At 44.0% G+C, this 18,310-nt stretch carries 17 protein-coding genes; 14 read left to right on the top strand and 3 right to left on the bottom strand.

The features are described 5' to 3' along the window. Positions 1 to 80: 80 nt before the first annotated feature. The 5 genes from fdhF (at position 81) to mug (ending at position 5,459) form a co-directional block, all read left to right on the top strand. Entirely contained in the window at positions 81 to 3,038 is a 2,958-nt protein-coding gene (fdhF, locus tag QNH36_RS14280) for a formate dehydrogenase subunit alpha (protein ID WP_251540445.1), read from the top strand. Next, the gene (locus QNH36_RS14275; protein ID WP_144479619.1) at positions 3,031 to 3,585 is read left to right on the top strand and encodes a helical membrane plugin domain-containing protein; all 555 of its coding nucleotides are present in this window, start codon (positions 3,031 to 3,033) and stop codon (positions 3,583 to 3,585) included. Before fdhF ends, QNH36_RS14275 begins: the two co-directional genes overlap by 8 nt. Positions 3,586 to 3,715: 130 nt before the next feature. Then, complete coding sequence (gene fdhD / locus QNH36_RS14270; protein WP_251540443.1) at positions 3,716 to 4,540, top strand: formate dehydrogenase accessory sulfurtransferase FdhD; 825 nt, start codon at positions 3,716 to 3,718, stop codon at positions 4,538 to 4,540. A 119-nt stretch (positions 4,541 to 4,659) separates the two neighbouring features. Further along, the gene (locus tag QNH36_RS14265) at positions 4,660 to 4,902 is read left to right on the top strand and encodes a hypothetical protein (RefSeq protein ID WP_283903696.1); all 243 of its coding nucleotides are present in this window, start codon (positions 4,660 to 4,662) and stop codon (positions 4,900 to 4,902) included. 38 nt (positions 4,903 to 4,940) lie between these two features. Continuing rightward, positions 4,941 to 5,459 (top strand): G/U mismatch-specific DNA glycosylase, encoded by a 519-nt coding sequence (gene mug, locus QNH36_RS14260; RefSeq protein ID WP_144479612.1) that lies wholly within the window; start codon positions 4,941 to 4,943, stop codon positions 5,457 to 5,459. Positions 5,460 to 5,584: 125 nt separating this feature from the next. Here the strand turns inward: mug and QNH36_RS14255 are convergent, their stop codons facing one another. Together QNH36_RS14255 and QNH36_RS14250 are read right to left on the bottom strand one after the other, a co-directional pair. Continuing rightward, positions 5,585 to 6,058 (bottom strand): GNAT family N-acetyltransferase, encoded by a 474-nt coding sequence (locus QNH36_RS14255; RefSeq protein WP_251540441.1) that lies wholly within the window; start codon positions 6,056 to 6,058, stop codon positions 5,585 to 5,587. Further along, positions 6,048 to 6,539, bottom strand: a complete 492-nt coding sequence (locus tag QNH36_RS14250; protein ID WP_283903695.1) for a VanZ family protein — start codon at positions 6,537 to 6,539, stop codon at positions 6,048 to 6,050. The genes QNH36_RS14255 and QNH36_RS14250 overlap by 11 nt, the downstream gene beginning before the upstream one ends. Positions 6,540 to 6,811: 272 nt before the next feature. Between QNH36_RS14250 and QNH36_RS14245 the strand changes: the two genes are divergently transcribed. The 4 genes from QNH36_RS14245 to QNH36_RS14230 all read left to right on the top strand — a co-directional run bounded on the left by QNH36_RS14245 (position 6,812) and on the right by QNH36_RS14230 (position 10,572). Further along, the gene (locus QNH36_RS14245; RefSeq protein WP_144479606.1) at positions 6,812 to 7,249 is read left to right on the top strand and encodes a peptidylprolyl isomerase; all 438 of its coding nucleotides are present in this window, start codon (positions 6,812 to 6,814) and stop codon (positions 7,247 to 7,249) included. Between the two features lie 183 nt (positions 7,250 to 7,432). Further along, entirely contained in the window at positions 7,433 to 8,167 is a 735-nt protein-coding gene (locus QNH36_RS14240) for a helix-turn-helix domain-containing protein (protein WP_144479605.1), read from the top strand. A 23-nt stretch (positions 8,168 to 8,190) separates the two neighbouring features. Then, positions 8,191 to 9,060, top strand: a complete 870-nt coding sequence (locus QNH36_RS14235) for a DUF3307 domain-containing protein (RefSeq protein WP_144479602.1) — start codon at positions 8,191 to 8,193, stop codon at positions 9,058 to 9,060. 123 nt (positions 9,061 to 9,183) lie between these two features. Then, positions 9,184 to 10,572 carry an FAD-binding domain-containing protein gene (locus QNH36_RS14230; protein ID WP_283903694.1) on the top strand — a complete coding sequence of 463 codons (1,389 nt, stop codon included), beginning with the start codon at positions 9,184 to 9,186 and terminating at the stop codon, positions 10,570 to 10,572. Here QNH36_RS14230 and QNH36_RS14225 read toward each other — a convergent pair. Next, positions 10,555 to 11,472, bottom strand: a complete 918-nt coding sequence (locus QNH36_RS14225; RefSeq protein WP_283903693.1) for a DMT family transporter — start codon at positions 11,470 to 11,472, stop codon at positions 10,555 to 10,557. The genes QNH36_RS14230 and QNH36_RS14225 overlap by 18 nt on opposite strands. A 112-nt stretch (positions 11,473 to 11,584) precedes the next feature. Between QNH36_RS14225 and pdxR the strand changes: the two genes are divergently transcribed. The 5 genes from pdxR to ppdK all read left to right on the top strand — a co-directional run bounded on the left by pdxR (position 11,585) and on the right by ppdK (position 18,243). After that, entirely contained in the window at positions 11,585 to 12,994 is a 1,410-nt protein-coding gene (gene pdxR / locus QNH36_RS14220) for a MocR-like pyridoxine biosynthesis transcription factor PdxR (RefSeq protein WP_144479596.1), read from the top strand. 57 nt (positions 12,995 to 13,051) lie between these two features. Further along, on the top strand, positions 13,052 to 13,807 hold the full coding sequence (locus QNH36_RS14215) for an exodeoxyribonuclease III (protein ID WP_144479594.1): 756 nt from the start codon (positions 13,052 to 13,054) through the stop codon (positions 13,805 to 13,807). Between the two features lie 284 nt (positions 13,808 to 14,091). After that, the gene (gene ccpN / locus QNH36_RS14210; RefSeq protein ID WP_144479592.1) at positions 14,092 to 14,739 is read left to right on the top strand and encodes a transcriptional regulator CcpN; all 648 of its coding nucleotides are present in this window, start codon (positions 14,092 to 14,094) and stop codon (positions 14,737 to 14,739) included. Between the two features lie 14 nt (positions 14,740 to 14,753). Further along, complete coding sequence (locus tag QNH36_RS14205; RefSeq protein WP_144479590.1) at positions 14,754 to 15,566, top strand: pyruvate, water dikinase regulatory protein; 813 nt, start codon at positions 14,754 to 14,756, stop codon at positions 15,564 to 15,566. A gap of 4 nt (positions 15,567 to 15,570) precedes the next feature. After that, on the top strand, positions 15,571 to 18,243 hold the full coding sequence (gene ppdK / locus QNH36_RS14200) for a pyruvate, phosphate dikinase (RefSeq protein ID WP_283903692.1): 2,673 nt from the start codon (positions 15,571 to 15,573) through the stop codon (positions 18,241 to 18,243). The last annotated feature ends 67 nt before the right edge of the window (positions 18,244 to 18,310 follow it).

The following is an 18,310-nucleotide window of genomic DNA, read 5'->3' as shown; positions in this document are numbered from 1 at the left end:
CCAATAAAAATGGTTAATGTTTATTCCTGAAAGGGTAGGAGAAAGGGGAATGATTTATATACAGAAAGGAAGATGAGGCTTTGTCTGGCAAAATTAATGTAACTATCAACGGTGCCGAAGTGACGGCTGACGGAAATCAAACAATCCTTCAATACCTTTCAGACAGCTCGATTGAGGTACCAAATGTATGTTTTCATCCAAGCCTTGGACCTATCGAGACATGTGATACCTGTATTGTAGAAGTGAACGGGGAAATGGTCAGATCGTGTTCGACCGTCCTTAAAAACGGCGATATCATCGACACAGTTGCGCCTGATGTCAAGAAGGCACAAACAATGGCAATGGATAAAATCCTTTATAACCATGAACTGTACTGTACAGTCTGTGACTACAATAATGGGACTTGTGAGGTACATAACACAGTCAAAGAAATGAAAATCAATCACCAGAGCATCCCTTTTGACCAGAAACCCTATGAAAGGGATGAATCCAACCCTTTCTATCGTTATGATCCGGATCAGTGCATTTTATGCGGCAGATGCGTTGAAGCCTGCCAGGACGTACAGGTAACCGAAACCTTGAGGATTGACTGGGAGCGTGACCGTCCTAGAGTCATTTGGGACAACGATGTGCCAATCAATGAATCATCGTGCGTGTCTTGCGGCCATTGTTCAACGGTTTGCCCTTGTAATGCAATGATGGAAAAAGGAATGGAAGGTGAAGCGGGCTTCTTGACAGGGATTGCGAAAGAAACATTGCGCCCGATGATTGAGATTACCAAGGGAGTGGAAACGGGATATGGATCCATTCTCGCGATTTCAGATATGGAATCGGAGATGCGTGACTCAAGAATCAAGAAGACGAAGACTGTTTGCACCTACTGTGGAGTTGGATGCAGCTTCGATGTATGGACGAAAGGACGTGAAATCCTGAAGGTTGAACCACAGGTTGAGGCCCCTGCAAATGGTATTTCTACTTGTATAAAAGGTAAATTCGGCTGGGATTTTGTCAATAGTGAGGAACGCCTGACTAAGCCGCTCATCCGTGAAGGCGACAGCTTCAGGGAGGCCGAGTGGGAAGAGGCATTGAACCTGATGGCAAAGAAATTCACTGAAATCAAGAATGAATTTGGCCCCGATTCCCTGGGCTTCATTACTTCATCCAAATGTACAAATGAAGAGTCTTATTTAATGCAGAAGCTTGCCAGGTCAGTAATCGGTACAAATAACGTCGATAATTGTTCAAGATATTGCCAAACCCCTGCTACAGTAGGACTGTTCAGGACAGTCGGTCACGGAGGGGATGCAGGGTCCATCAAGGATATCGCGATGGCTGATTTAGTCATCATTATCGGATCGAATACTGCCGAGGCTCATCCAGTCCTGGCAACAAGGGTAAAACGTGCCCAAAAACTTAATGGTCAAAAGCTGATTGTGGCTGATCTTCGCGAGCATGAAATGGCGGACCGTGCGGATATGTTCGTTAGACCTAAAGCAGGAAGCGACCTGGTCTGGATTTCGGCGGTAACAAAATATATCATCGACCAGGGCTGGGCAGATGAAGAATTCCTGAATAATAAAGTAAACGGTCTTTCCGAGTATGTTGACAGCCTGGAAGGATTTACGCTGGAATATGCGGAAAAAACATCAGGACTATCAAAAGAAACACTCATCGAGATCGCTAAAAGTATCCATGAAGCAAAAAGTGTTTGCGCATTATGGGCCATGGGAGTTACACAGCATCTTGGCGGAAGTGACACTAGTACTGCAATATCAAATTTGTTGCTGATTACCGGAAATTATGGTCGTCCTGGAACTGGTGCGTACCCACTGCGCGGGCACAATAACGTGCAGGGTGCAGGCGATTTTGGCAGCGCCCCCGATTCACTGCCAGGATATCAAAAGGTATTTGATGATGCTGCTCGTCAGAAATTCGAACAGGCATGGGGCACTAAGCTTCCGGCAGAGCCAGGCATCAATAATCATGACATGGTTGAAGGAATGCATGATGGAACGCTCAAAGCGCTTTACGTTAAGGGCGAAGAAATGGGACTTGTGGATTCCAACATCAACCATGTCCAAGCGGGCTATGAAAAGCTGGATTTCTTTGTTGTCCAGGATGTGTTCTTCTCAAGGACTGCACAGTTCGCTGACGTAGTACTGCCAGCAAGTCCTAGCTTTGAAAAAGAAGGTACGTTCACGAATACGGAGCGCAGGATTCAGCGCTTATACCAGGTGTTTGAGTCAATGGGTGAATCCAAGCCGGATTGGCAGATCTTGATTGAAGTGGCAAACCGCCTTGGCGCTGGATGGACTTATGAGCACCCAAGTGAAATTATGGCAGAGGCGGCCAGTATGATGCCGATCTATTCCGGTGTCACTTATGAACGCCTGGAGGGATACAACAGTCTTCAATGGCCGGTTCAGCCGGATGGCACTGACAGTCCTGTCCTGTATTTGGATGGATTTCCGTTCCCTGATGGAAAAGCAAGGCTTCATCCGGTTAAATGGTCCATTCCGGTTCAGTTTGGTGAAGAATATGACATCCACGTCAACAATGGCCGTTTGCTGGAGCATTTCCATGAAGGGAATCTTACCTATAAATCAGAAGGTATTTCATCAAAAACTCCAGAAACCTTCCTTGAAGTATCACCTGAGCTTGCCGAAGACAGAGGCCTGAAAGATGGAACACTGGTAAGATTAACCTCACCATATGGCAATGTTAAGGTCAGATGTGTGGTAACTGACAGAGTTCAGGGGAAGGAAGTCTATCTGCCAATGAATGACCAGGGTGATGCGGCAATCAATCTCCTGACAAGCAGCTTTGCAGATAAGGACACGGACACTCCTGCATATAAGGAGACGAAGGCAAAAATGGAAATCCTTCAATATGAAGGCGTCAATCCATTGCCAAGGAACAATTTCAGATATGGAAATCCACAGCCGCAAATCGGTGTACAAGTCCAGAAGAAGTGGGAGCGTCCAGATTATATCTTCCCTGGAGATCTTGTGAAAAAGGAGCGGACCCAGCATGGCTAAAGCAATCACAAATATTAAACGGATCGAGCTGACTGAGGAACAGAAAAGAAAGATGGATCTGGAAGAAATCGAGACTGCATTGCTAGATAACAAGGATTCGATTTTACAGTCACTAGACATCATCAAGCATATGAATGAGCGCGGCGTTTTGTCGCTTCTTGACGGATTGTTCAGCGAGGGGGATAAAGTCCTTAACGTCCTTGTTAAAGCGGCAGACAACACTGAAGCTACGAATACATTAAAGAACCTGCTGCTGATGGTAGGTGTTCTTGGAACCATAAATGTCCAGCAGCTCGAGCCGCTATTGTTGAAATTGAATTCCGGTATTGCCAGAGTGGCAGAATACCGTGATAGTGATGATGACAAGCTTGGTTATTTCGATATTGTCCGTTCACTGAAGGATCCGGAAATCAACCGTGCTTTGTCACTGCTCTTTGAATTCCTCAAAGGCATGGGTGAAAAAACGGAAGGACTGGAAAGGACGACCCAGCTTCCAGAAGATCAGGACATTCACCAGAGCAAGGATGGCCGGTTGGAGAATCGGTAAAAAAAATAATGCAGGGGGCATTCTGATATCATTTGATGTCAATGCTCCCTGCTTTTTTAGGTTTGATTTTTCTTTTATAGGTTAAAAGTAAAAGACTGTAAGGCGAACCCAAATAGAGAGGATGACAGCTGTGGAACCTGTCGAAGTTAAAAGGGAAATCCTTCGTTTCGGGAATGGCCAGGCTGAAAGACTGGAAGACAGCATTGTAACAGAATTCACTGTCACAGTGAAAGTGAATGGGGAAGAACTTGTAACGATGGTCTGCACGCCAGATTATATTGAAGAAATGGTCATAGGGTATCTCGCTTCCGAAGGAATCATCAAAAAATATACGGATATAGAAGATTTATGGATTCAGGAGAAAGAGGGATTTGTCCATGTGAAAATAACCTCGCGATCCAACTCTATTTATAGGAATCTGCAGGGGAAACGTTATTTAACATCCTGCTGTGGAGCGAGCAGGTCTGGATTTGTATTCGCTACTGATGCAATGACAGCCAAAAAACTTCACCAGATTGGAACTGAGCTCGAAGTTGAGGATTGCTTCAGGCTAATGGAAGAAATGCAGGAATCCGCTGAACTTTTTCAGAATACAGGGGGAGTCCATAATGCATCTCTTTGCAGTCTGTTTGGCCCTGTCGTTTCTCGAATGGATATAGGCCGCCACAATGCCCTCGATAAAATATATGGACATTGTCTGAAGAATGATATCTCGATACATGATAAAGTGATTGTTTTCAGCGGCAGAATTTCCTCAGAGATTTTATTGAAGGTAGCTAAAATCGGCTGTCCAATCGTACTGTCCAAGTCTGCCCCAACAGAACTTGCCCTAAAACTTGCTGATGAATTGGGGATCACCACTATTGGTTTTATCAGGAATCGATCGCTGAATGTTTATACGCACCCTGAACGTATTGCAGAAGCAAAATACGGAGTCAAAGAAAGTCAGGTATAAACCCCTGGCTTTTCTTTATTCCTTAGCTCATTAACATTCATAAGCTTCTCTGTATCAGCTTTGGTATAAGGGATGTAAAAGTATGGGAAAATGGAGGTGAAAGCTGAAGGAGTGATAGAATGGGTGAAAAAGAAATGCGAGAGATGTTCGAATGGGCAGGCCTCTCCACCATTAATGACCAACATGGCTACAAAATGTGGCTCAGCGGCCTTGAAGACAGCATTGATGCCGAACTGTTAGATCACTTTGCAGATGCATATTCATTTGAGAATGCCGAAATGTACTATGATGAATTCCTCTTCCATTTAAGGATTTTTAAGAACATCATAAAAAATAATGAGTTGCCACCCCGATATTGGTGAGCTCTACAGGTAGATATATATTGAGAGAGGAGAAAGGTATGCAGCCAATATCAGATCATTTAAAGAAAAAGCTGGATGTTGTCTTTGTCGGTTTCAATCCAAGCATACGATCATCCGAAACAGGGCATCATTACGCCAATCCAAATAACCGGTTTTGGAAAATTCTTTATGAATCTGGGATTACTCCTAGAAAATATGATTCATCCGAGGATTACAAGCTTTTGGAGCTCGGATACGGCATGACGAATATTGTCGCGAGACCGACCAAAGCAGCAGATGAAATTACGAAAGACGAATATCAGCAGGGAAAACTGGAGCTGAGGAAAAAAATTGAGGAATACCGTCCGAGAATTGTCTGCTTCGTTGGCAAGGGAGTTTATCAGCAATACAGCGGAAAAAAAGTTATACCATGGGGAAAGCAAGATGAATGCGTAGTGGCAGGAACAATCGATTTCGTCGCACCATCGTCAAGTGGCCTGGTCAGAATGAAAATAGATGAAATCGTCGAGATTTATAAACAATTGCCGGAGTGGATTGAGATATTAAATACAGATTAAAAGACTTTGGTTCGGGTAGAATGTCGTCCATCAAATCCGGAAAAGAGAAAAAGAGGTCACCAACAGGCTTAATTGGTGACCAACAAGAATTGCCTATGTGATAATGTAAGTCTTAATCCTAATATTTATCCTTTGTTTTCATTACTCAAACACATGGTCAATCTGATCATATCCCTGCAATGGATCCCGTTCTCGTATATGGGTTCAGGGTAATTACTCAAGAAAAAGTCCTGGATGATGCTGGTGATCCTGAAGCCAGCTTTCTGGTAAAGAGCAAGCTGGTTAATGCTCGAATTTCCTGTACCAATTTCGATGGTCTTATACCCCGTTTTTCTGGCCAATTGAATTCCATGTGCAATTAGGCTTTTTCCGATGCCTTTGCCTTGAGCAGGTTCAGCGACTGCCAGGTTTTTTATTTCTATGCTGTGTCCTCCTGCCGGCAGCAGCACGATTACTCCCAGGGTCTCACTGGCATCCGATTCAGCGACATAACACAATCCTTCTTCTAGATATTGAGATGCCATGTCCTGTGAAGGATCGGCAAGAAGCAGCAGATCCCAGGGAGGCTGTTCGCCTTGTTTCAGCCTCCTAATTTCCATCTTGAACCCCCCTCATAAAAAGCTGGTAAGTAATTCTGATTAGCACGTAGCCTATTGCTCCGCCCAGTGTGTTAAGAATTATATCATCAATATCAAAACTGCCGACCCTGGTAAAAAACTGGAGGATCTCGACCAGTGCAGTTGCGAGGAGAACAGTTCCGGTTGTCCTCCAAAATCCGATGAATCGCTCAAACAACCATGGGAGGAAGATGCCCAATGGCAGGAATGCCAGGATATTTCCAAACAGGTTGGAAATCCATATGCTTTGATTGATATGGGATGATGCTTTGATATAGTCTGTAATCGTTTTGAATGGAATGATGTTATAGGGGTTTGAGCCAGTAGTGTTCAGCTCGTATGCTGCCTGTCTGTAAGGACTGAGGAATAACAAAACGGCAGCAATGATGATATATAGCGTAAAGAGACTGTAAGAGGTGGCTGTTATCCATTTTTTGTATTTGGAATCTATTTGATTAATCATGTATTCTCCTAAAATCTTAATCTATATTTTGGTCATAAAATAAAAAACCTTACCATGGCAAGGCTTAGCAGATTATAACTATGAGCCTGCAAAGCAGGGCCTCTGCCGTCCGTACAGTGGTTAAGTGTCCCGCAACAAGCGAATGTCCGGCAGAGGCATTTTTATTTTAACACATACATAAAGGAAAAATACACTTTGAAAGGTGGATACTTTTATTTTTAAATCGAATAGTGGTATGATAACAGTGATTTTACATTAAGGAGATGATTTTCATGGCGAAAAAAGGATACATAGAAATGCAAAATGGAGAAAAAATCGAATTCGAACTATATCCAAACGAAGCACCTGGAACAGTTGCGAACTTTGAAAAGCTTGCAAACGAAGGCTTTTATAATGGATTGACTTTCCACCGTGTCATTCCTGGATTTGTTAGCCAGGGGGGATGCCCAAATGGAACAGGTACTGGCGGACCAGGATATACCATCAAATGTGAAACAGAAGGCAATCCGCACAAGCACGAACCGGGTTCACTTTCAATGGCGCATGCAGGTAAAGATACAGGCGGAAGCCAGTTCTTCATCGTACATGAATCACAGCCGCACTTAAACGGTGTCCATACTGTTTTTGGAAAAGTGACTTCCAACCTGGAAGCTGCCAAAGGGATGAGCAATGGCGATGTTATGGAAAAAGTCGTTGTAACAGAAGAATGATTGAGTATGAAAAAGAGCCCGCGGGCTCTTTTTTTATACTCAATTACCTATTGAATCGAACATACGCTCTTGTTAAGATGGAGAGGATAAATCTTACAGGCTAATATTCAATATATTTGACTATATTATCTAATATTGATTAAATTAGATTATAGAATCTAATTTATGATAGGTGGTCTGGCAATGATACCGGCTTCAGTTTTTATTATGGATGTATCAAACTCTTCTTCTGCTGATAATGGAGAAACATTGAGCCGCTATTTAAGTAAGCTTGAATCAACGGTCAAGTCTTGGTCTGGGAGGGTTCAGGTAAATCACAGGGCAGGCGATGAATTGATTGTACTGGCAGAAGGATATTCATCTGCTTTTATCATCGCCTTTTATATTAGCAGAATTTGGGGTTATCGTCTGAATGCTCCCTATTTTGGACTATCCTTTGGCGGCATAGAGAAGAACATCGATACAATTGATATCGAAAAATGGATCCACCCTCTGGTGAAACAGGCAAGAGACGCCAATGAATACCTGAAAAAACAAAAGGACAGGGAATCATTCCATTTTCAAAGTATTGATATTGAGCCCGAACTTCTGGATATGATGAATGGCGTGCTGAGCCTTCAGCATGTATTAAGCGCACAGCAGACTGAAATACAGCGTTTGGTTTGTTCACTGTATTTAATTTATGGCAAGCAGAATGCGGTAGCAGACCTCCTTGGCCGATCAGCACCTACTGTTTACAGTCATTTCAAGAAGGGGCATAGCGAACAAATTTTTCAAAGTTTCCGAGAAATTGTCGGTGTTTTGGAGTCCATTGAGGCTAAATCATTCCCGGACTTGAAGCTCCATAGGGAGAATGTCATACAAACTAATATTAAAAACGACATCAAAGGCCAGGTGCGGGAAGTTTTTAGACTCTAGGTTCAGGGGAAAGGAGAGGGAGCATGCTTTTATTAAGTCTTATCATCGCGCATTTAATAGCGGACTTTTACCTGCAGACAGATCGTATGGTAGAGGCCAAACTAAGGAGTTTGAAAAAGCATATACTTCATCATTTAATGGTGAACACTCTGGTCCTGGGAGCAGGCTGGTCCCTTTTTAATCAGGAAAATGATCCAGTAATGGCTGTAATATGGCCAGTCCTGTTCATTACATTCACCCATTTGATTATTGATCTATTAAAAATCAAACTCATTGATCAATATACAGCAAGCGGTCATCTCAATAAATTATGGTTCTTTGTCCTGGATCAGCTTCTTCATCTCACCATGCTGTTGGCTGCACTGCAATTGTTTTACAAAATTCCACTAGTTATGTATATAAAGAGATTTATAGGGCTTCTTTTCACAGAAGGCCGGCAATTGGATCCAGCCTCCATCTTGCTGGTTATTTTGGTCATTTTGATTCTGGGTACAACGGTAAGCGGCCATATTATCAAAATCCTGCTTGGCACACTGCCTGGCCAGCTTTTGACCTTTGAAGGGAAATATACTTTCAAAAACGAAATGACCGGCCCTTCATACCCAAAAAATAAGGGAGATAGCGGACTCTCTGAGCAATACAGCTACATGATCTTCAACAAACACGACCTTTCCCGCGGAAAACTGATTGGCTACATCGAAAGGCTGCTTGTCATCCTCCTTACTTATTATAGCTCATATCCGGCAATCGCCTTCATTGTGACTGCGAAATCAATCGCCCGCTTCAAGCAAATGGACGACAGGGACTGGGCGGAATATTTCTTGCTCGGCACACTGACCTCCATGTTCCTTGGCATCATGTTCGGGATTCTACTTAGAGAATTAATCAATTAACAAGAACTTGCCGTGCAAGTTTCGGCTTAAAATGAGGATTTATTTAATAATAGATTTTGATAACTGTTTACTGTGCTTGTTTTCAGTTTAGCCTGGAATAACTAGATTAACGGAGTGATCGGAATGAATATCATCCTTTTCGATAGAGACCTGCGCATATTTGACCATCAACCGATTGCAGAAGCAGCAAAGATGGGCGAAGTCTTGCCTCTTTATATAATTGAGCCATCACAATGGGAGGATGCTGCCTATTCAGTTCGTCATTTCCAATTTGTAGTTGAAAGTCTTGAAGACCTTTCTCATCAGATTGAAAAGCGGGGCGGCAAACTCTTTTTTTCCATCAATAAAATGTGTGATGTTTTCGAGAAACTGATGGAAGCTTATGAATCTATCAATGTCTTTATCCATCGGAATTCAAGGATTTTAAAAAAGGTTATCGAATGGATGGGGAAGAATCAGCAACGACTGTTTATTTATGGAGCAGAAATTGATCAGGTATCAGCCAGGGGTGTTAAAAAGCAGGTTCAGTCATATTTGGATGAGCCACTTATCCAAGCGCCAGACGAGATTCAGGTTCCTGAAGAAACGCCGTCAATTCTGTTCACAGATATGAAAAAAATCTATCATTTCCACGTAAAAGGCCAGAGAATTCGTTTTGGCCAACAAGGGGGCGAATCCCGGGCAATCGAGACGCTGGAATCCTTCCTTGAGGAAAGATGTGCGAATTATATTGTTAACCAGCATAAACCGCTTCCATCATCGTTTTCTTCTTCCAGGCTTTCCGCTTATATTTCCTGGGGGAATATCTCGGTGAGGACAATTTTACAGAAAACATCCGAAAAACTTCAATTATGCGAAAATGATGATGAAAAACTTCAGCTAGAAGCATTTTTATCAAAATTAACTTCCATGATGAGAACCGTCTGCCATCCACCGGAAGACAAGCAGATCGAAGAGGTATCAAGAATCAAGAAGGACTGGAATGAAGAGTGGTTCCAGCGCTGGATCGAGGGAATGACAGGAGTTCCTGTCATCGACGCTGCAATGAGAAGCCTGGTTAAAACAGGCTGGTTGAACTACACGTTAAGGGAAATGGTGACCTCATTTATTGCCAATACTTTATTGCTGGATGGGCAGAAACCCTCTGCAGTGCTTGCACAATTGTATTTGGATTACGACCCTGCATTACATGATTTTTATGTTCAGCAAATAACTGGCTTGAGGACAAAAAAGGTAAAAATCGCAAATCCAGTAAAAATCAGCAAGCAAATCGATCCGGAAGGAGGATTCATTCGCCGTTATATAAGTGAATTGGAAACAATTCCAGTAGAGTATGTTCATGAACCATGGCTTTATCCTGCTTTTTATCAACTAGGCTATCCACCTCCGATGATTGATGTCGTAAAAGCGAATAAGCTGGCGCGGCAAAGGTTTGATAGTCTAACGAAACAAAATAAACCCTCTGGAAAAAACGGTGAGGGCGAAACAGGCCAGCTATCCTTTGATATCTGAAAAGGGTTCTGGCACATTGCCCCATCCTTTCAGGTAAGTCAGGGAAACTCCTAAAAGAGTGATTATGCCGCCTGCAATGGTCAGGAAGCTTGGTACTTCTCCCAACCAAACCCAGGCTACCAGGAAAGAGGCGGCCGGAGTAAGGTATAAAGAACTGGCCGCTTCTGATGCACCTGATTTCGCGGTTATATAAGCTAAAGCGAAATAGGCTATTACGGTCGGAAAAACTCCAAGATAGACGGCGCTAATCGTTGCTCCGGAGGATGCTGAAGAAATTTGAGCTGAGAGATCGGAAGCAAAGAATCCCATGAAGATGGTAGCACTCCATATCGTGTAGGCAGTAAATGGGAGTGGTCCGTATTTATCCAGATGTTTTTTTTGGAACACGAAATATATGGATTCTGAAAATGAAGCAAGCAAGATCAACATCACGCCAATTCCTAAATCTAGACCTTTGCCGGAGCCAATTGAAATAAGGACGATTCCTGCCATGCTGATGGCAGCGCCAGTCCAGTACCTTTTTCCTGCACGTTCCTGAAAGAAAATCCTTCCTAATAATCCAATGAAAACAGGTGATGTAGATACAAGCAAACTTGCTGCCCCTGCACTGACTGTTTGTTCCCCGAAATTCAGGGCTGTTTGGTAGACCGCAAACCCCAGGAATCCAAACAGGAAGATGACAGGCAAATCTCTGACCTCCGGCATCTTCATCTTTGTAATGGCGGCATAGCAGACAAGAGTAATCGATCCCACCAAAAGCCGAAGAAAGGATAAGTGCTCTGCAGAATATCCCTCCAGTCCGTGTCTTATACCGGCGAATGCCGAACCCCATAAAAGGATGACGAGCAAGTGTGCTGTTATCAATTTAATATTCAAATCCTCCACCTCAATAAAAACCATCCAATTTAATCCTTATTAACCTTATGTCTTTTAAATATAATCGGGACTTGGTAAAATGTATCCAACCAATAGGGGTATATTGAAACCAACCAATTTTGAATGGAGCCTGTGAATGAAAGCACCGAAGTACAAGATGATTAAAGATTATATAAAAGAACAGATTACGAATGGTACTTGGCCGGTTGGCAGCAGGCTGCCGAGCCAGCGCGCTCTCGCCAGTCAATTCGGAGTAAACAGGAGCACGATTGTGACAGCGTTGGATGAAATGGCCGCCGATGGCCTGATCGAAGGGAAAACAGGGATGGGAACAATTGTTGTCAACAACACATGGACACTTATGCGATCGGAACCTCCATTGAACTGGAATGAACAGGTAGGACTGGGTACTCATCAGGCAAGCATGCCAACAGTCCAGGCAATAAACCAGGCAGAATCCAATGAAGGCTTGATTCAGCTAAGCAAGGGAGAGCTTTCAAAAGACTTATTCCCTCTTGAGGAGATGAGGGCTGTTATAACGAAAGTAGGACAAAATCTTGAACCTTTTGGCTACGAGGAACCGAAGGGGAATCCACAGTTGAGGGATGAAATTGCCAAATACCTTAGTCAAAAAGGGATCAATACTTCTTCGTCCTCAATCCTTATTGTTTCTGGTGCTTTGCAAGCACTACACCTTATTTCGATTGGGCTGCTGGAAAGAGGATCAACAGTGTTACTGGAAACTCCATCCTATGTGAATTCTTTATCGACCTTCCAATCCGCAGGAATGCAGCTTCAGGGAGTTCCGATTGACCATGAGGGCATCATTCCCGGGAAGATAGAAAAGATCCACCCAAGCAAGAACTCAGTGCTTTATTGTCATCCCACCTTCCATAATCCAACAGGGGCATTGATGGGGGAAAAAAGAAGACGGGAATTGTTGAGTTTGGCGGAAAATGCCCAGATCCCAATAATTGAAGATGATGTGTACGGTGATTTATGGCTCGACAGTCCTCCCCCTATGCCAATCAAATCCCACGATAGGCATGGCAATGTTTTATACTTAGGCAGCCTGTCAAAGAGCCTGAATCCGGGATTGAGAATTGGGTGGCTAGTAGGCCCTGAAGCTGTCATTGACCGCCTGGCAGACCTGAAAATGCAAACAGACTATGGCACAAGTTCCCTTTCCCAAAGAGCAGCGGCAGAATGGCTTTCAAGCGGACTTTACGAGAAGCATGTCACAGAGGTCAGGAAGCATCTGAAAATACGGAGGAATGCAGTGCTGCAAGCACTGGAACAGCACTTGAGCCGATATGCTGAGTGGGAACATCCTGCAGGCGGTTTTTTCATATGGGTTAAAATAAAGCAGGAAATCTCTTTGGCTGACTTATACCGCAAGGCACTTGCGAATGGGGTGCTGATCAATCCCGGCAGGATTTACACGAACCAAAGAAGCCTGCACTTCCGGCTTTCATTTGCCAACGCTCGGGTTAAAGATATTGTTAAGGGAATCGCAGTATTAGAATCGCTGATCGAAGACTGTTAGAATAGGAGAATACAAGTTTTCTGCAAGGCAGAATAATAATCGAGGAGAAAGTGGTTTATGAAATTAGTATCATGGAACGTGAACGGCATAAGGGCTTGTGCCCGGAAAGGGTTTTTGGATTTCTTCCGGGATGCGGGGGCGGATGTATTTTGCATTCAGGAAACCAAACTGCAGGAAGGCCAGATAAGCCTTGAAATGGAAGGGTATCACCAGTACTGGAACTATGCTGAAAAGAAAGGGTATTCTGGTACCGCTGTTTTCACCAGACAAAAGCCTATATCAGTAAAATACGGCATCGGATCAGCCGAACATGATCATGAGGGCAGGGCAATTACCGTTGAGTTTGATCAGTTTTATCTTATCAATGTTTATACGCCGAACTCTCAGCGTGATCTTGCCCGCCTCGGCTATCGTTTATCCTGGGAAGACAAGCTTAGGGATTACATGCTCGAATTGGAAAAGGAAAAGCCAGTTGTCCTGACCGGAGACCTGAATGTCGCCCACCATGACCACGACCTGAAAAACCCTAAATCGAATCGAGGGAATTCCGGGTTTACCGACGAAGAACGCGGGAAGATGACTCAACTCCTGAACAGTGGTTTTGTTGATTCTTTCCGATACCTTTATCCTGATGCCAAGGATGTATACACCTGGTGGTCTTATATGAGTAAAGTGAGAGAAAGGAATATAGGCTGGCGCATTGATTACTTCATTGTTTCAGAAAAACTGGCGCCTGCCATTCATCAAGCAGGAGCAGAATGTTTAATAATGGGCAGCGACCACTGTCCTGTGACACTCGAATTGAATGTATAAGGCCTATAGCTAGAATCCCCTGGGTAGTGTTACAGGGGATTTTTTGTATTATACAGACATCGAAGTGTTTAAGAGGATGCGGAAATTTAAACAGTATGACCTAATTCCAAACCTAATAACAGTGATAAACCATTTAAAGGCAGCATTTTTAAAAGAAAACTATAAAAATTAAAACCTTTTCTTTTGATTTTTCATTAAATGTTATATACTATAAATTAATAAGGATAACACATTTAAAAAATCCTTGATAATGTTACATAATTATTATTGGGGGTACGTTGGTGGTGAGTTCTATTAAACTAACAAAACGGCAGGAAGAAATCGTTCAAATTGTAAAAGAGGATGGCCCGATTACCGGGGAGCAGATTGCCGAAAAACTGAAGCTGACACGGGCAACCCTTCGTCCCGATCTGGCAATCCTTACAATGGCAGGAAGTCTTGAAGCGAGGCCAAGAGTCGGCTATTTTTTCAATAAGGATAAAGAGAGATTATTCGAACCGACAGAGGTACTGAATTTGAAGGTGAAGGATTATAAAGGCCATCCAATTGTGGTGCAAAAATCTTCCTCTGTATATGATGCGATCGTCCAGATGTTCCTTGAGGATGTCGGGACTTTGTATGCTGTTGATTCAGAGGGTTGCCTGGCTGGAGTCATTTCGAGAAAGGATTTACTGAGGGCTGCGATTGGAAACAAGAACCTCGAAGATCTTCCTGTAAGCGTCATCATGACGAGGATGCCTAACATCATAACGGTAAAACCTGAAGAAACGCTGCTGCAGGCTGCCAGGAAACTGGTGACGAATAGAATCGATTCTCTCCCTGTTGTACGTGAACTCAGCAGCAACCCCGATTCATATGAGGTTATCGGGCGAATAACCAAAACAACGATAACCAAGGTATATTTAGAAATCGCAGAGCAAAAATCTGTCTAGGAAGTGAGCGCACTTTGGATATGAAGGAAGTTGTCTATGTGGTATCCGACTCAGTCGGGGAAACAGCAGAATTTGTAGTTAAAGCTGTGGCAACACAGTTTAACGGCGGGCAGGTTGATATAAGAAGGAATTCATATGTTGAGGATGAGGAAGACATTGAGGACATTTTGATGATGGCCAGGCAAGGACATTCAATCATCGCATATACCATTGTCGTACCCGCCCTAAAAGCCTATCTGGACCGGAGAGCAAAAGAAGAGGGGATTTACGCAGTTGATTTGTTGAATCCACTTATGAACGCGTTTGAAAAGAAGTTCAACAAAGAGCCTAACCATCGTCCCGGCATGATGCGTAAATTGGACGATGAATATTTCCGCAAGATCGAAGCCATCGAATTTGCCGTAAAGTATGATGATGGCCGTGATCCGCGCGGGATATTGAGGGCAGACATTGTTTTGGTCGGTGTTTCCAGAACATCGAAAACCCCATTGTCAATGTACCTGGCACATAAGCGCTACAAAGTAGCCAATGTACCGATCGTACCGGAGGTCAAACCGCCGGATGAATTATTCCAGATTCCAAGAAGCAAATGTGTAGGTTTGATCATTTCACCGGATAAGCTGAACGAAATCAGGACGGAAAGGCTGAAGGCGCTCGGACTTGGAGCCAGGGCGAATTATGCCAGCTATGAGCGAATTCTCGAAGAGCTGGATTACGCTGAAAAAATCATGAAACGTGTTGGCTGCCCGGTCATCAATGTTTCCAATAAGGCCATTGAAGAAACAGCAGGACTGATACTTGATATTCTAAAAAGTGAGAGGAGTTAAGCGAATGTCTAAATTTGTGTATCTTTTTAATGAAGGAAACAGCGGAATGAAAGAAAAACTGGGTGGGAAGGGTGCAAACCTGGCGGAAATGACACGTATCGGTCTTCCGGTACCTTTCGGATTCACGATTTCGACAGAAGCGTGCAACTCCTATTACGATGAGGGGAAGACTATCCCGGCAGAAGTTCAGGCACAGGTTCTCGAAGCACTCGGTGAGCTTGAAAAGAAAACTGGAAAGGAACTTGGTAATCCGGAGAATCCCCTGCTAGTCTCTGTACGCTCTGGCGCAGTATTCTCAATGCCGGGAATGATGGATACAATCCTGAACCTTGGCATGAATGATGAGACAGTTGAAGGAATGGCGAAGCTTACAAACAACCCGCGTTTTGCGTACGATTCCTTTCGCCGCTTCATTCAGATGTTCAGTGATGTTGTCCTCGATGTTGATGTTTTCTTCTTCGAGCGATTACTGGAAGAAACAAGAGAAGCGAAAGGCTATAATTCAGACCCTGAGATGACTGCAGAAGATTGGAAGGAAGTAATCGAAGGATATAAGAATATCGTGACAAAGCATACGAGGAAGCCGTTTCCGCAGGATCCAAAAGAGCAGCTATTCCTGTCGATCAACGCAGTTTTTGACTCATGGAACAATCAACGGGCGATTGTTTACCGCCGTTTGAACAAAATTCCATCACATTTAGGCACAGCGGTAAATATCCAGAGCATGGTATTCGGGAACATGGGAGACGATTCAGGAACTGGTGTTGCTTTTACTAGGGACCCATCCACAGGCGAAAGCATTCTGTATGGAGAATACTTGATCAACGCTCAGGGAGAAGATGTTGTGGCAGGCATACGGACTCCTCAGCCAATCCAGACATTAAAAGATGAAATGCCTGCTGTTTATCAGCAATTCGTTGACACTTGCAACCGGCTTGAACAGCATTACGAGGACATGCAGGATATTGAATTTACTGTTGAACGCGGTGAGCTTTTCATCCTTCAGACACGTACAGGGAAACGCACCGCGCAGGCTGCTATCCGTATTGCAACAGAACTTGTGAAAGAAGGAATCATTGATAAAAAGACTGCCCTGCTCCGTGTTGATCCTGAACAGCTTGACCAGCTACTTCACCGCAGGATTGACGAGAATTATGAACGCAACCAGCTGGCTAAAGGCCTTCCTGCATCACCTGGTGCAGCAACTGGCAAGGTTGTTTTTGATGCAGATGAAGCAGAGCTGCTGGCAAATGAAGGCCAAAAGGTCATCCTGGTGCGTCCCGAAACCACTCCTGATGATATCCATGGCATCATTTCCGCCCAGGCTGTCGTAACCAGCCGTGGCGGTATGACTAGTCACGCTGCAGTAGTTGCTCGCGGAATGGGTAAAGCATGTATTTGCGGATGCGAAGCGATGAAAATCGATTTACACGAAAAGCAGTTCCGAGTCGGTGAAATTACCGTGAACCATGGGGATATCATCACGATTGATGGGGGAACAGGAGAAATCATGCTCGGCGAAATCCCGATGATTGAACCTGAGTTATCTGCGGAGTTCCAATTATTACTGTCATGGGCAGATGAGGAGCGTAAAATTGGCGTCCGCGCGAATGCAGATAATCCTGAGGATTCCGCGAAAGCTCTGGAATTTGGAGCTGGCGGCATTGGTCTTTGCCGTACAGAGCATATGTTCATGGACGCTGCAAGGGTGCCGATTGTTCAGAAGATGATCCTGGCAGAAACATTTGAAGAGCGGAACGCTGCTTTGGATGAACTCCTGCCGATGCAGCAGGGAGATTTTGAAGGAATTCTGGAAGTGATGCAGGGACTGCCTGTAACGATTCGCTTGCTTGACCCTCCATTGCATGAGTTCCTTCCTGATAAAGAAGAACTTTTGGTGGAGATTACAAAACTTCAAATCTTAGACCCGGAATCAAAGGAACTTAAGGAAAAAGAAGCATTGCTGAAGAAAGTGCGCCAGCTTGATGAGTTTAATCCGATGCTTGGCCATCGCGGCTGCCGACTTGGAATGATCCATCCTGAAATATATGAAATGCAGGCTAGAGCAATCTTTTATGCAGTAGCGAAACTGGCTGATAAAGGAATCGAGGCGAAGCCTGAAATCATGATTCCGCTAGTCGGCCATGTGAATGAACTGAAAGAAATGCGTGAACTTGTAAATGCAGCAGCACTTAGTATAAAAGAAGAAACAGGCAAGGAGTTCGAATATACAGTGGGAACGATGATTGAAATCCCGCGTGCAGCCCTGACTGCTGATCAGATTGCTGAGGAAGCAGACTTCTTCTCATTTGGGACGAATGACCTGACACAGACGACTTTCGGATACAGCCGTGACGATGCAGAGGGCAAATTCCTTCAGGCATATATCGAGCAAAAAGTCCTTCCTGAAAATCCATTTGCTGTCCTTGATCGCGAGGGAGTGGGCAAATTGGTGGAGACAGGTGTGGAACTGGGCCGAAAATCAAAGCCTGGTTTGAAGACTGGAATTTGCGGGGAGCATGGCGGAGAGAAGAGTTCGATTGAATTCTGCTATAATGCTGGACTTGACTACGTCAGCTGCTCTCCTTACCGGGTGCCGCTTGCAAGACTTGCAGCTGCACAGGCAACAATCCGTCACGAAAAAAATAATGAAAAAGAAGTTGTAACAGCTAAATAGTGAGTTATGGGAGCGTGTGTCAAAACCACGCTCCTTTATTTTTTAATTTTGGCTGACCGACAGAAGT

The sequence above is a fragment of the Mesobacillus sp. AQ2 genome (assembly GCF_030122805.1).
Lineage (GTDB): Bacteria > Bacillota > Bacilli > Bacillales > Cytobacillaceae > Mesobacillus > Mesobacillus oceanisediminis_A.
The sequence above is the reverse complement of the archived record's forward strand: the minus strand, read 5'-3'. Positions and strand labels throughout refer to the sequence as shown.